We start from the raw sequence: 13591 nt of genomic DNA on the forward strand, positions 1-13591 counted from the left end.
CCCTGACTCCCCTGACTGCCGGAACCACCCTGACTTCCCTGGGCTCCAGTGCCACCCTCGCTGCCCTGGCTGCCCTGCGTACCGGTCTCGCCCTGGTTGCCCTGAGCCCCGAGACTGCCCTGACTGCCCTGGCTTCCGGTGCTGCCTTCGGTGCCCTGACTGCCCTGCGCACCGGGACCGCCCTGACTGCCCTGGACGCCGGCTCCGCCCTGGAAGCCCTGGCTGCCCTGGCTGCCCTCGCCGCCCTGACTTCCCTGCGCACCGGCGTCACCCTGACTGCCCTGCGCACCGGGACCGCCCTGACTGCCCTGGCTGCCGGCATCGCCCTGGCTGCCCTGACTTCCTTGCGTTCCCGCGTCACCTTGACTGCCCTGCGCGCCTGGGCCGCCCTGGCTGCCCTGGCTGCCGACATCGCCCTGGCTGCCCTGGCTTCCGGTGCTGCCTTCGGTGCCCTGACTGCCCTGCGGGCCGGCGTCACCTTGGCTGCCCTGGACTCCGGCGCCGCCCTGGAACCCCTGGCTGCCCTGGGACCCCTGGCTGCCCTGGTCCCCTTGGGCGCCCGTGCCGCCCTGGACTCCCTGGCTGCCTTGGCTGCCTTGGAACCCCTGGACACCCGGACTGCCTTGACTGCCCTGCGGCCCAGCTCCCGAACCACCCGGGCTGCCCTGCGCACCCTGGAAACCCTGCGGACCGATACCGCCCTGAGCTCCCTGCACACCGGCACCGCCCTGGACACCCGGACCACCCTGAGTGCCAGGAACGCCCTGGGACCCTGGTGTGCCCATGTCGCCTTGCGTCCCCTGCCCGCCTTGGCTTCCCTGGGTTCCGACCCCGCCTTGATTGCCCTGATTTCCCTGGCTGCCGAGCCCGCCCTGGCTGCCCTGACTTCCGGCACCGCCCTGGCTGCCCTGACTTCCGGCACCGCCCTGGCTGCCTTGGCTGCCCTGGGCTCCGGCGACGCCCTGACTTCCCTGCGGGCCGACGTCTCCCTGAGTACCCTGCGCCCCGAGACCGCCCTGACTCCCCGAACCTCCCTGCGGGCCTGCCCCACCCTGGCTGCCCTGGGACCCGGTACCACCCTGGCTGCCCTGCGCCCCAGCACCGCCCTGGCTGCCTTGGCTGCCCTGGGCTCCGGCGACCCCCTGACTTCCCTGCGGGCCGGCGTCTCCCTGACTGCCCTGGGACCCGGTGCCCTGAGAACCCTGACTGCCCTGGGAGCCCTGACTGCCTTGGGAGCCCTGGGACCCGGCGCCCTGGGGGCCCTGCGTGCCTTGGAATCCCTGCGCGCCCTGGAAGCCCTGACTGCCCTGGAAGCCCTGGGACCCGGCGCCCTGGCTGCCCTGCGTGCCCTGCGTGCCCTGCGTGCCTTGGAATCCCTGCGCGCCCTGCGTGCCCTGGGGACCCTGGGGACCCTGGGGGCCTGGTGGGCGGGGGTGCGGGCGCGGGTGCTCACCAGGCTTGCCATGGCCCGTCCCATGCCCGTCTGGTTCGTCACCGTGGCCACCCTCGTCACCGTGGCCATCGTGGTCACCCTCATCACCGTGGCCATCGTGGCCATCGTGGTCACCCTCGTCACCGTGGCCATCGTGGTCACCCTGGTCACCCTCGTCACCGTGGCCACCGCGGCCACCCTCGTCACCGTCGTCACCGGCCCCCCGCGGTGGGCGGGGCTCGAAGTCGGCACTCACAGCACCGTTCGAGCCTGAAACCCCGATGGAGTAATCAACGGACATAGCTGTCGCGTTGACTGGAGCGGTCGTTGACGAACCGAGATTGACAAGCAAGCCAAGAGTCCCCGACGCCGCGAGAGTAGTGACGGCCCGGACCCACGCTCTGCGAAGAGACTGACGCTTCATGACGGAACCTTCCCGAGGCTGAAAACTGATACGCCGAGGGGTGACGGGTCACATGGGCATGCCACACCATCACGTCGGACGGCATGAATGAGCGCCCAAGCTGTTGCACAGTCGTGCCAGCAGCAGTGTGCCGGGACCCGATTCCACGCCGACGGTTGACAGCGAATGTCGCCGCGCTTCATTCAATTGGCGTACGGGCCTGCCTTCGGGCTGCTCGTTCTTCACTCCTGGGGCCTGTCCGGGGCTGAACGACAGGAATAGATGCCCTCCGCCAGGCATGCGTCGTCCCGTGTGACATTCAGTTGGCTTCTGGCGCCGTCGCTTCATCGGCGATCAAGGCGTCGGCGTGCTGAGTGAGCAGGGCTGGTGAGGCGCGTGTAACGGAGCGAGTCCCCGGGCCGTGAGATGGCGAAGGGCGCTCGCCCGCCGCGCCGCGCGGGTCGTGACCTGTGATGACGATCCGTGCCGCAGCCCTCACATCCAAAGGCGGTCTGTCGACCACCAACTCCAGGTAAGCGCCCTGGGCGAGAAAACCTCGGCCCCCACTGCTCGTGCCAGCATCTGAGCAAGGCAGCATCATCGGTGAGGGCAAGGGCCCGGTCGCCGTATCCCGCCCAGTTACACGTACCGAACAGATAAGGTCTCCTCGTCCTCACCGGCGCGCTGCGCTGACCAACAACGGACGCCGCTCGCGCGTCATGGTCCTGACACACAACCTGCGCCATCCAGTCCTCCAGAGCGTCGACGTCAACGCTCTCCTGCAGACTGCTGCGGGCCATCTGCAACGTCTACACGGGCTTGCCCACCTCGGCAGCGCACCGGACCATCATCTCGTGTGACAGCCGTGAATCCGACCGTCGAGGCCCTAATCGTCGGCATACCCCGCCCTTGCCCCATACGCCCGCAAGGCCACCCTGCTGCGACGTCCGGCCGGATTGGGCCGCGACGAACAAGTAGGGCCAGCCGGGCACGAACTGGTCCGAGGACCGTCGGCGCGTCCGGGCGGGCCAGTTGCTCACGTCGACCGCGAGGACCAGGCGGCCGTCGGCGGCCTGCGGCATGGGCAGGCCGGCCAGCACCTGGCGCAGCGTGGGCGCGTCCACGTTTCCGCGTTGAGCGCGTGGTACATCGCACCGTGTCGGCGCCGGTGCCAAGCCACCAGCGTCAGATCGACCGGCGCCGTCACCGGTCCGTCCGCGCACAGCAACGCGTCGGCGAGGCCGATCCGTTTCCAACCCGATCGCTTGGCTGGTGCGACGGGTGGGCGCCCTGACGTCGGGAAGTGGTGAAGCTCCTGGTAGAAGGATCGTCGACCAAGATCAACCGCACCACCAGGAGCTTCGCGTGCTGATTTACCCGTCGGCGAGGCGATCGATCTGTCCAGCCATAGCTTGCGCTTCCTCGCCCAGCACCTCGCTCGCCGACGGCGCGAGCTGGGCACCCGCTGGCGTAAGCTCCCCGCCGGACAGCAGGCGTTGCTCGCCCTGGCTCACCTGCGCTGCGGAGACACCTACGCCCAGCTCGCCGTCGGTTTCGGGGTTGGTGTCGCCACCGTCTACCGCTACATACACGAGGCCGTCACCGTCCTGGCCGCCGTCGCCCCCACCCTGGAACAGGCCGTAACGGCCGCCTCCGCCAGGGCGTTCGTCATTCTCGACGGCACGCTGTTGCCCATCGACCGGATCGCCGCCGACCGCCCGTTCTACTCCGGCAAACACAAGAAGCACGGCATGAACGTGCAGGTGATCACCGACCCCTTCGGACGCCTTATCTGGGCCTGCTCTACCCGGCGCCACCACCCACGACATCACAGCCGTCCGCACCCACCGCGTCATCGACGCTCTGGCCGAGGCAGGCATCAAGTGCTTTGCGGACAAGGGGTATCAGGGTGCGGGAGGTACCGTGGTCGTCCCTTGCCGCGGCAAGCAGGCGGTCAATGTCGCCCATGCGAAGATTCGCGCCGTGGGCGAGCAGGCCGTGGCCAGCTCAAGGGCTGGCGCCTGCTGCTCAAGCTGCGCTGCAGCACCACCCGGATCACCGACATCGTCAAGGCCGTCCTCACCCTCCACCTCGCGTCAGAGTGAGGCGGGAACGGCTCATTGATTACCGTGCGCGGTGTACAGCGGACACCGCGTCTGGTCGAGTCCGGAGCGGCCGCAGCACCGCCATCCCTTCGTCGAGCCCGACCTTCATGGCGAAGTCGAACCGGTCGACCTCCAAACACAACTCCACATCGGTGGGGTGAGCACCGCGGCGTCGCCCGCTGCGCAGGTCGTCCGCGGCTGGGGAGGTGCGGGCGCGGTGCAGGTAGGGGCCGGGGTCGATACGAGTCCCGGCCAGGAGCCGATCCAGGTACTCGGCACAGGCCAGATCCTCGGCGGCACGGCCGTCCTCACCGGTGGCCACGAACGTCACCGAGTCGGCGCCAGCATCCGTCAGGGCCCGGGCCGTGGCGCCGGCCACGGCGAAACTGGCGCACAGCGCCAATTTAGCCTCGACGACCGCCAGGGCTCCCACCGTTCCCGCTGTGGTCTTTTGAATCACGGTGCGGCCGGCCAAGTCGGCCTCCTCCATCAGGCCAGGGGAGTCGACCAGGTCAAACCCGCTGACCGGTGCCCCATCCTTGAGCGCAAGCCAGCCCGGGTGACACGCCTTGATCGCCAGTGCCTCGCCCTCGTCGGCAGCGAGAACGATCTTGTCTGCTCCGCGGTGGAAGGCCCATGCGGCGGTGGTGAACGCCCGCATCACATCGATTACAACAGCCACCTGTTCGGTGCCGTCCACGTCGGGTATTCCGACTACTCGCGAGTCCATGCCGGCATGGTCGCAGCCCACTGAAGCGGTCCACAAAACACGTTGACGATCTTTCGGCGACTCGGGCCGTCGACCTCACCCTGTGGGCCTACGGGAAGACGGCCCGCGCGACCACCGTGATGGAGCCCACCGTTTTCACCCTCACCCCCGACGGCAGGCTCCCCGCCCGCCGCCTGTTCTGCGCCGTGAGCGGCGGAGTTGAGCCGGGCGAAGCCACCGAGGCTGCCATATGGAGTCAAGCCATTGAGGGAGGTTGTTGGGGGCCGTAGGTCTGGTCGCGGAGCGCGGTGACGGGGGGGCTTGTGACGCCATGCGCCACGCGCACAGCAACCCGCATCTCGGGGGCGCCGGGTGCGGGGCGCACCGGGGGGAGCGGGGTGGGCGTGCGGGTGCTCGGTCTTGCCAGGACTTCGTCTCGGGTTTCGTTGCGGGGCGTCGCTTGGGAGCGGGCGCCCGGCGAGTTCGGGCTGGCCGTGAACTGTCCGGGCGACGGGGCGGTGCGGCGGCGGTTGGGATGGCGTACGCGGCGTGTCGGCGGTGAGCACCGTCGGGGCCCGGCGGGGTGGGGCCCCGACGACGCGTTCGGGACAGTGTCTACGGCGCGGCGCGTACGTGACCTCGGTGATCTCGCACCTGTCGGCGATGGCCCGTAGCGCGTCGTTCTCCACCTCATCGACGGTAAGGACCGGAGTGAGTCGTCCCTGTTTGCTGTGCGCTCGTGTCCCACCCCCAGGTCGTGCAGTCTCTTCGAGTCGGCGGGCGACTCCGCCCCCCTGGGTATGCGCCGGGCACTGCCTCCGGCGACACGATAGATCTGATTAGTTTGGGCAGACCGGCGCGGGAGGCCCGGTTGTGCGCCGATGTGTACTGCGATGTCCGGAGCGTTCTTGGCGGCGCTGTGATGTCGTCCGGAGCCGCGTTCCGGCCCGGTGGTATCCGCATACTCCCCGGAGGAACTATGCGAGACCCCGTGTCCCGTCTGCGCGCGCGAGTGCTGGTAATGGGACTGTCCGTGCTGGCAGCGGCCGTGCTCCTGCCCTCGGCCGCGGTCGGCTCGACCGGCCGGTACGAATGGGTTGCGCTGGGCGACTCATACACGGCCGGCCTCTTCGTCGGAGCCCCGCGGCCTGTGCTGGGCGACACGTCGCGGGACGGCTGTGATCGGACCGCCAACTCCTACCCCGACCTCGTCAGGCGGGGGCTCGCCGTCCGCCCGCTGGACAAGCCCGTGCATCTGACGGACGTCAGTTGCGACAACGCCGCCGTCGAGAACGTCACGAGGGACAGGCAGCAGCCGACCAGCCCGGTGCAGCCACCCGAGGGTGACCCCTACAGGTGGCCCATGGTGGATCCGCAGATCCGGCGGGCCCAGCTCAGCGACCGAACCGATGTCGTCACTGTCGGCATCGGCGCGATCAGCCTGCCCTTCGGTGAATGCCTGGAGCTCAGCCTCTCCCACATGTCGTGCAGGGAGTACTACGGCCATCCGCCCCAGGGCGTGGAGAGCCTCGGCGCCAAGCTCGCCAGGATCCGCGCCGAATACAGCACGATGCTCGATGCCATCCACCGCACCGCGCCCCACGCCAAAGTCATCACGGTTGGCTACCCGGCCGTTCTGCCGGAGCAGGCCAGCGTATGCGGCGGCGGCCCCGCGCAGCTCTGCCCGATCAGCCCCACTGACATCGACTGGCTGCGGGAGGACGCCCTGAAGGCCCTGAACGAGATCATTCGCGGAGAGACGGCGGTCCACGGCGACCGTTACGTCGACCGGTATACCTCCAGCGTGGGCCATGACGTATGCACGCCCGAGGCCACCCAGTGGATCGAAGGGATCTGCGGCGACGCCGCGCCCTTCTGGCCGAGCGTGCCGCCCGGCGGCCTGCCGTTCGACTGCGCCGCCATCGGAAAACGCGCCACGTTGCTCCACCCCAACGCCAGGGAGCACGCCGACGCCGCTCCCCTCGTCGAACGCGCTGTCCGCGACGCTCTTCTCGAAGGCTGACGACCGCCCCGTTTGCCGCCGGGGGCCGTGGACAGGGACGCATACGTGGTGTGTGTGCTGGAGCAGCAGTACCGCGCGCTTCAGCGCCGGGACGTGTTCGCCTCTCCCCCGCCGGGCGGCCGGGCGAAGCTGAACGGGTTAAAAACTCGGTGCCCTGGGCGAACCGAAGTCCGTGACGTGGCTGCGGGGGCGGGTGGAGAAGATGCTCTCGAAGATCGACCTGCCGGAGCTATTGTTTCGAGGTGCACGGCTGTACCGGGTTCCTGGACGCCTTCGTGCACCTGGGCGACGGCACAACCCGCATGAAGGACCTGACCACCTCACTGGTGGCCCTCGTGGTCTCGGAGGCGTGCAACATCGGCATGACCCCGGTCATCAACCCCCCACATGAGGCGCTTCACCGTTCCCGGCTGGTGCACGTCGACCAGTTCTACCTGCGGACCGACACCCTTGCCGGGGCGAACGCCGCACTGATCGAGGCGCAGGGCCAGGTGCCGATCGTGCGGTGCTGGGGAGACGGGCTGTTGGCCTCGGTCGACGGACTGCGGTTCGTCGTGCCCGTCCGCACCATCAACGCCGCCCCGTCGCCGAAGCACTTCGGGTTCAAGCGCGGCATCACCTGGCTCAACGCCGTCAACGAGCAAGTCGCGGGCATTGGACAGACGGTGGTCCCGGGCACCCTCGCGACTCCCTGCACATCCTGGACGCCCTGCTGAACCTCGACGGCGGGGTGAAGCCAGAGATGGTCGCCACCGACAACGCCTCGTACAGCGACATCGTTCGGCATCTTCCGCATCCTGGGCTACGACTTCAGCCCCCGGTTCAAAGATCTGGACGACCAACGATTCTGGCGCGCGTCCCTTCCCGGAGTAGAGACAGGCGCGTACGGTCCGCTGGAGCCACTGGCTCGTGCAGGAGTCCCAGCACAAGCTGGCCCGCGACGTGTGCCACGGCAAGCGCGGCACCCGCGGACGGCTGGCGACTGCACCGCGCCGACCTGAACATCACCTGGACGCAAGGCAATCCGCCGGTGCTGCCGCCGGAGCTCATCGGCCTGAGTGAGGAGCCTGCACGAGTGCAGCCGAACCACGGACGGAGCGTCCGTGGGGCCTGTCGCTTGAGTGGTGCTCAGCCTCAGAAGACGGCCCCGCTCGGTGTTCTGGAGCAGGCCCGCGCACAGGAGGCCGCTGCCACCGCGCAGTCCCCGGCCCCCGGCATACCCTCCGCGAAGGACTTTGGGCCCTCAGCCGATTCGCCACGCTCGCCCGCCCTCGGGCCGGGAACAAGACGGAGCACTTCCCCATGCCCGATGCTGTGCACCGGGGCGGCGCCGGCCACTGAACGACCCAGCCCTGTCCGCCGTGCCGCGTGTGGATCGGCCCCTTACCCCGGCAGACAAGTTCCCCTCCCCGGGCCTCTCGCCGTCGACCTCCACTAATGGCACCATGAGCTCAGGCGGTGCCGACGTTCGGTACCGAGGTTCTGGGGTCAACATGAACATCCGGCTCCCACTCTGCCGACTCACCCAGCTCTTCGTGGGGGCAGCCACGTTGGGCGCGCTGACCGCTTGCAGTGGCTCCGGGGGGCAAGCACCCCCGCGGCCACCCCCTTCCGTCGTGCCGGGCACGTCCTCGGCGCTCTCCGCAGCTCCGACCGCACCCAGCGTGCCCGCCACCACTCCCGGTACGCCCGCGCCCACTGCGCCCGGGTCCGACGGAGGCACGCCGCCACTCGGCTCCACGCACCTCCAGCCCCTGTGGCCGTTCACCACGCTCGCCCGCGCCGACGCCTGGCAGCAGGAGTATCGATCCGGGGGCCACCAGCCCTGGCATCTCGACCCGGAGCAGACCGCGCTCGCCTTCACCCAGGGATACCTCGGCTTCAAGGACGTCGGCCGGGTGACCCAGCGCACCGTCACTGGCCGCGATGCCCGTATCGGCGTCGGCTTGAAGCTGCCCCCCGGCGCCGAGGGCTACAAAAGCACCGTCGCGGTCATCCACCTCGTGCGGTACGGCGCCGGCCCGGATGCCCCCTGGGAAGTGGTAGGCACCGACGACACGACGTTCTCGCTGACGGCTCCCGCATACGGATCAGTCGTGCGCTCCCCGATGGGGACTGGCGGCCGGATCAGCGGTGTGGACGAGAGCATCCGTGTGGACGTGCGCCAACCCTCGTCCACGGCGCCGATCGGCGCCTCGTGCTGCATTCCGGCCGGCGGAAACGCGCAGCCCTGGAACACGACCGTGTCGTTCACCGGCGCCAGTGACCCGGCCCTGACCGTCGTCGCGTCCACCGGCGGGCACATCGCCGATGTCGAGCGCTTCACGGTCACGGCGGTCCGCACCGGCTGACGCGAAACCCCGGACGCGACAGACGGCGAGACCGGATGGACGTACGGGTGCGTCCCGCGCGCTGCGAAGGACGCGGAGATCGCTCCGACCCGGCATTTGGTGACCGAGGCGCTGATCTCGCTGGTGGCTGGCCTGATGCTCGGCAGCATCCTGGGAAGGGGTACCTGTCAACAACGCTCGTGATCAATACACCTAGCGCTCCTCCGTGCCCGGCGTCACCCGAACGCGGCCCGTACCCCTTGACCGCGTACTCCCCGGAGGAGCGCCGCCTAGTTGGCGAGGAGGTCGACAAGCGCACCGGGGTGGGACTGGTTGTCCCCGACCAAGCTGAGACAGGAGTCGGCCCGTCCAGCCAACGGTTCAGCCGCCCTTCGGCGCACCCCCGGATCCGGCCAGCAGTCCGCGGCCGGGTTTCCGCGCGCCTCGCACTGGCGCCGGTGCACGCCGGGTCAGGATGGGGGCCTCGCGGGGCCTCGTGTGCGTCGTGCGCCTCGGAGGGAAGGAGAGCGGATGATCACCACTCAGGTTCAGCACTGCGGCGGCTCCGTCCTGGTCAGTGTCGGCGGTGAGCTCGATGAGGAGGCGGGAGCGGTACTCCAGCAGGCGCTGGACGACATCACCATCGACGCGCGGGATCTCATGGTCGATCTACACGGCGTGGTGTCCATGGACTCCGGCGGTCTGCTCCACCTCCTGGAGCTGCACCGCCGCGCGGAGTGCCTTGGCCTGCGGGTCCTGGTCATCGGCTGGCAGCCTCAGCCCCAGCAGCTCATGGCCCAGGTCGCCGGGATCCGCGGGCCGGGTTCGGCTACCGGGGAGCGGTACGCGCTGGCGGGCTTCCGCCGGCTGATCGAGCAACGCGCACAGGATGCTCGGCACAGCGCGGACTTCGGTGTCGAAACGCCGAGCCTTTCTACCGTGCCGGGTGAGTGAGGGCCCGCAATCCGGTATGCGAGGGCTGCCTCTGGCGTGTGATGCGATACCGCGTCCGACAGCAGGGTCGTCATCGCTGCCGGCCGCGGGGTTCTGAACGCTGTCGCCGTCCGTGGCACCGCCGGAGAAATCTACGGGCTCTTGCTGCCGCCAAGCACTCGGCAGTGCCTTCAGTTGTCCTCGGTGAGGATGAGATCGGCTGCGTGGTGCGGGCAGGCAGGGATGTGCCAGGTCACCGACAGGAACTCCCCCTCGGCGCTGAGAGTCCGCGCTCCACCCGTGGCCGCAGTGGCCCGGCAAAACCCGCAGAAGACGACCTTCAACGGGAAAAGGTCGGCCGACGGGCGGCGTCGTGTCGTCGGTTCCATCGTCTGCTCCCTGCGGTGCCGGCACGAGGCGAGACCTCTGACCACGGTTCAATGCGCACACCTACCCACCGAATGGTCCCAGCAGCTGTGGGCCGGGGGCGGACCGCTCGGGTGGATCCGCCCCCGGAGATGTGGGATCAGGTGTGTAGGAGGCTGTTGATGCCGTCGTGGCCGTCGGCGTGGTCCTCGTCGAACCAGTAGTCACCCGCCGCGAGGTAGCGGAAGGAGTGCACGCTCTTCGCCGGCAGACCGACGGTGACGGCACGGGTGCCGTCCTTGCGGGGCTCCAGGGTGTGGGCGCCGGGCTTCCACTCGTTGAAGTCACCGACCACGCTGACCGGACCGGGCGGGATGTCGGCGGGAAGGACGAAGGTGACCTGGGCACGGTCCTTGAGCAGCTTACGTTCGAGCATGGCAAAGAACTCCTGCAGACAGGGTGGCTGTTTCGGCTCATCCTGCGGCCCCCAGCGCAGGCAAGCACCCGCACGCGGCCGCCCGGAGCAGCGGCTTCACCCGCCCGGCACTCATGGGGTCAGGGCGATGCCTCGGGATCCTGATCCCTTCGCGCGGAACAGTCCGGATGCGTCCGGCACCGTCCGGGCGGACGCTGGACGCATGTCGAATGGGGAACCGCCGCCCGGCTGGGGCCAGGGGTCACCACCGGGCGGTTATCCGCCGCAGTGGGGACCACCTCCTCCACGTAAACGCAACGCCGGTAAGATCATCGGATGCTCGTGTCTGGGTGCGATCGTCCTGGTCGTGGTGTTGGTGATCGCAGGCCTGCTCATTGACGGAAACGGGGACAGTGAGCCGCAGCGCAGAGCCCCGTCGAGCCCTGCACAGCAGTCCGCGACCACGCCGCCTTCGGGACGGCCTCAGGAGCAGAACGGACCGAGGGGCGATGTGAAGATCACTGCATGCGAGGTGGATTCCTCGAACTGGCCCCATGCCAACCTGCTGATCACCAACCGGTCCAGCAAGGCCAGCGACTACTGGGTGCAGGTTGAGTTCGTCGACGCGACCGGCAAGCGGTTGAGCGAGGCGTACGCCAGCACGAACGACCTGGCGCCGGGGCAGCAGTCGGCGGTGACGGCCCAGAGCCTGGATCAGGTGACGGTCAAGATCACCTGCCGCATCACGGACGTCAGCCGCTACGCGTCCTGAGTCGCTGGCCTGGCGTGGATGACGTCGATGCGTCTGCGGGCGAGGCGGAGGAGGGCCTGGGTGTGGGTCTTTCCGCTGGCGCGTTGGCAGTCGTAGTAGTGCGGGAGGCCCGTCGTGCAGGGCGGCGAACGCGGAGAGGAACACGGCGCGCTTGAGCTGCCGGTTGCCGCCGTGGGACCGCGCCGAGTTGCCGGCGCAGCCTGACAGTAAACCGGCGTTACGCAGGAGGGGCGCCGTAGGTCTCGTCCTTGGCCGCGCCAGCGTCCTGCGAAGCGGAATGCTGCCCGGACCGCCGATCCATCAGGCACTTTTCCTGGGGGCATACCTCAGCCAAGAGCTCCAGCAGATGGGCGGTCACCGGCCCGTCCACCAGCCCATGCGAACGGGACGGCCGTAGGTGGATCTGCCGGGGCTTTCCGTCCCCCTCGGCCAGGACCTCGAGGACCTGACGCTCCGGGCCGCCTCGAAATTGATACACCCAGCAGGTCCGCATGTGGACCAATGTGGACCATTGTTTCCAGCACTCATGGCCCCCGAGCGCCTGACACCCAGTCCGTGCCGGATCGGCGCCATGGGCTGGCCACGGCCCCTGATCACATGTGCCGGCAATTGCCGGAGTCGCCGGCACACCGTCGTCGGGAAGGCCCTCGCGCAGCCTCCCCTGACCGGGGTGTGGATCGCGAGTCAAGAGCTGTCGCGCTGCCCCACTCGTGTGGCAAGAGCCTAGTACTCCAGCCGTAGATCGTGATCTTCATGGCTGGGCGGCTGCTTGCCGTCGGTAGTGGCAGTCGCGGGCGCGGGCCTGGTGTCGGCGTCGCCAGTGTGACCAGCGGAGTCGGTGCGCGAGGTCGTGGGCCCGGCTGGTCAGGGTGGTGAACAGGCGTTGGATCTCGTTGCAGGTCAAGGGGATCAGGTCGTCGGGGGCGGGGTGGTCGCGGCGTTCGGCGGCTGCGGTGACGGCGAGGAAGGCGTGGGCGAGCATCGCGAGGGTGACCCAGCGGTGCCAGGAGGTCCAGCGGCGGACCTGGTGCTCGTCCAGCCCCGCCAGGCCCTTGCCGGCCTGGAAGGTCTCCTCCACCGTCCAGCGCCGTCCGGCCACCCGCACCAGGTCGGACAGCGGGACGGAGTGGGGTGAGAAGCAGCGGTGGAAGGCGAGTTCGCCGCTTCTCCGGTTGCGGCGGACCAGCAGCCACCAGTGCCCGGGCCGGTCGGCGGGGCCGTGGATGTCGGCCTGGGCCCAGTCGTAGTACCGCTCGCCCTTGGCGCCCGCTCCGGCCGAGCGCCGCTGCCAGGCCCGTTTCGGGATCTTCGCCACGATGGCCTTGGCCGGGAACTTCCCTGCCACCGTGGTGACTTGGTGGGTGCTGGAGACTGCCAGGACGTAGCCGGTCCGGCGGTCTTCCAGCGCGGCCCGCAGGTGCGGGTTGTCGCCGTAGACCTCGTCGCCGGCGACCCAGCGGGCGGGCGTTCCCGCATCCAGGGCCCGGGTGATCATCCGAGCCGCCAGTACCGGCTTGGTCGTGAAGGTGAGGTCTTCGGGGATGCCGGCGGTCCGGCAGCGGTCGAGGTCGTCGGTCCACGAGCGCGGGACGTACAGGGCCCGGTCGATCGCGGCATGCCCGCAGGCGGCGGAGTAGACGAGGTAGACGGCGACCTGGGAGTTCTCGATCCGGCCCGCCGTGCCGGTGTACTGGCGCTGGACGCCGACCGTGGCGGTGCCCTTCTTCAGGTCGCCGGTCTCGTCGACCACCAGCACGGCTTCGTCATCGGCCAGGTGCTCGACCACGTAGGCGCGTACGTCGTCGCGGACCGCGTCGGCGTCCCACTTCGCGCGGTGCAGCAGGTGCTGCATGCCGTCCGGGGTGGAGTCGCCCGCGTGCTCGGCCAGCGTCCAGCAGTTCTTCCTTGGCAGGTCCGCCAGCAGGCCCAGCACCAACGCCGTTGCGTGGCGGCGTGGTTCGACCCGCGCGAACCGGCCCGCGATACGGCCCGTCAGCTGGTCGAACATCGACCGCCACCGGGCAGGCACTACGCTGTGACCTGCGGCCACCGCCTGATCTTCGTTGGTCGACACAACTCACGATGGTCAACGGTGGCCGCAGC

The 13591-nt window shown here is 69.4% G+C and carries 8 protein-coding genes and 4 pseudogenes; 7 read left to right on the forward strand and 5 right to left on the reverse strand.

Annotated elements, in window-relative coordinates; translation table 11 throughout:
* The coding region (locus AC07DU_RS28280) for a hypothetical protein (RefSeq protein WP_479114452.1) at positions 1–1706 on the forward strand (1706 nt) is incomplete at its 5' end.
* Positions 1707–2776: 1070 nt separating this feature from the next.
* On the opposite strand, the pseudogene AC07DU_RS28285 reads toward AC07DU_RS28280, so the two are convergent.
* A pseudogene (locus tag AC07DU_RS28285) lies at positions 2777–3081 on the reverse strand (transposase); the annotation flags it as partial.
* 145 nt (positions 3082–3226) lie between these two features.
* Between AC07DU_RS28285 and AC07DU_RS28290 the strand changes: the two are divergent.
* Positions 3227–3940 (forward strand): annotated as a pseudogene (locus AC07DU_RS28290) (transposase family protein).
* A 19-nt stretch (positions 3941–3959) separates the two neighbouring features.
* On the opposite strand, the gene AC07DU_RS28295 reads toward AC07DU_RS28290, so the two are convergent.
* Positions 3960–4670, reverse strand: a complete 711-nt coding sequence (locus AC07DU_RS28295; protein ID WP_479114454.1) for a 2-phosphosulfolactate phosphatase — start codon at positions 4668–4670, stop codon at positions 3960–3962.
* Positions 4671–5640: 970 nt separating this feature from the next.
* On the opposite strand from AC07DU_RS28295, the gene AC07DU_RS28300 reads away from it, so the two are divergent.
* From AC07DU_RS28300 to AC07DU_RS28315, 4 genes and pseudogenes are all read left to right on the forward strand, one after another.
* Positions 5641–6672: an SGNH/GDSL hydrolase family protein gene (locus AC07DU_RS28300; protein ID WP_479114456.1), complete on the forward strand. Its 1032-nt coding sequence runs from the start codon at positions 5641–5643 to the stop codon at positions 6670–6672.
* A gap of 275 nt (positions 6673–6947) precedes the next feature.
* Positions 6948–7673 (forward strand): annotated as a pseudogene (locus AC07DU_RS28305) (Tn3 family transposase).
* Positions 7674–8336: 663 nt separating this feature from the next.
* Entirely contained in the window at positions 8337–9023 is a 687-nt protein-coding gene (locus tag AC07DU_RS28310) for a hypothetical protein (protein ID WP_479037847.1), read from the forward strand.
* 510 nt (positions 9024–9533) lie between these two features.
* Positions 9534–9956, forward strand: a complete 423-nt coding sequence (locus AC07DU_RS28315; RefSeq protein WP_479114458.1) for an STAS domain-containing protein — start codon at positions 9534–9536, stop codon at positions 9954–9956.
* Positions 9957–10461: 505 nt separating this feature from the next.
* On the opposite strand, the gene AC07DU_RS28320 is transcribed toward AC07DU_RS28315, so the two are convergent.
* Positions 10462–10737 (reverse strand): isoamylase early set domain-containing protein, encoded by a 276-nt coding sequence (locus AC07DU_RS28320; RefSeq protein WP_479037838.1) that lies wholly within the window; start codon positions 10735–10737, stop codon positions 10462–10464.
* Between the two features lie 490 nt (positions 10738–11227).
* Here AC07DU_RS28320 and AC07DU_RS28325 point away from each other — a divergent pair, with 490 nt between their 5' ends.
* The gene (locus AC07DU_RS28325) at positions 11228–11488 is read left to right on the forward strand and encodes an FxLYD domain-containing protein (RefSeq protein WP_360893464.1); all 261 of its coding nucleotides are present in this window, start codon (positions 11228–11230) and stop codon (positions 11486–11488) included.
* On the opposite strand, the pseudogene AC07DU_RS28330 reads toward AC07DU_RS28325, so the two are convergent.
* Together AC07DU_RS28330 and AC07DU_RS28335 are read right to left on the reverse strand one after the other, a co-directional pair.
* Positions 11476–11728 (reverse strand): annotated as a pseudogene (locus AC07DU_RS28330) (IS110 family transposase); the annotation flags it as partial. The gene AC07DU_RS28325 and the pseudogene AC07DU_RS28330 overlap by 13 nt on opposite strands.
* 511 nt (positions 11729–12239) lie before the next feature.
* Positions 12240–13496, reverse strand: coding sequence for an IS701 family transposase (locus AC07DU_RS28335; protein ID WP_479114460.1), 1257 nt, complete (start codon positions 13494–13496; stop codon positions 12240–12242).
* Positions 13497–13591 lie beyond the last annotated feature (95 nt).

The organism is Streptomyces sp. NPDC045695, assembly GCF_056432025.1.

Excerpts from the sequence above, each read along its gene's own strand:
- AC07DU_RS28315 (WP_479114458.1), top strand. The coding sequence starts at position 9,534 with ATGATCACCACTCAGGTTCAGCACTGCGGCGGCTCCGTCCTGGTCAGT.
- AC07DU_RS28320 (WP_479037838.1), bottom strand. The coding sequence starts at position 10,737 with ATGCTCGAACGTAAGCTGCTCAAGGACCGTGCCCAGGTCACCTTCGTC.
- AC07DU_RS28295 (WP_479114454.1), bottom strand. The coding sequence starts at position 4,670 with ATGGACTCGCGAGTAGTCGGAATACCCGACGTGGACGGCACCGAACAG.
- AC07DU_RS28335 (WP_479114460.1), bottom strand. The coding sequence starts at position 13,496 with ATGTTCGACCAGCTGACGGGCCGTATCGCGGGCCGGTTCGCGCGGGTC.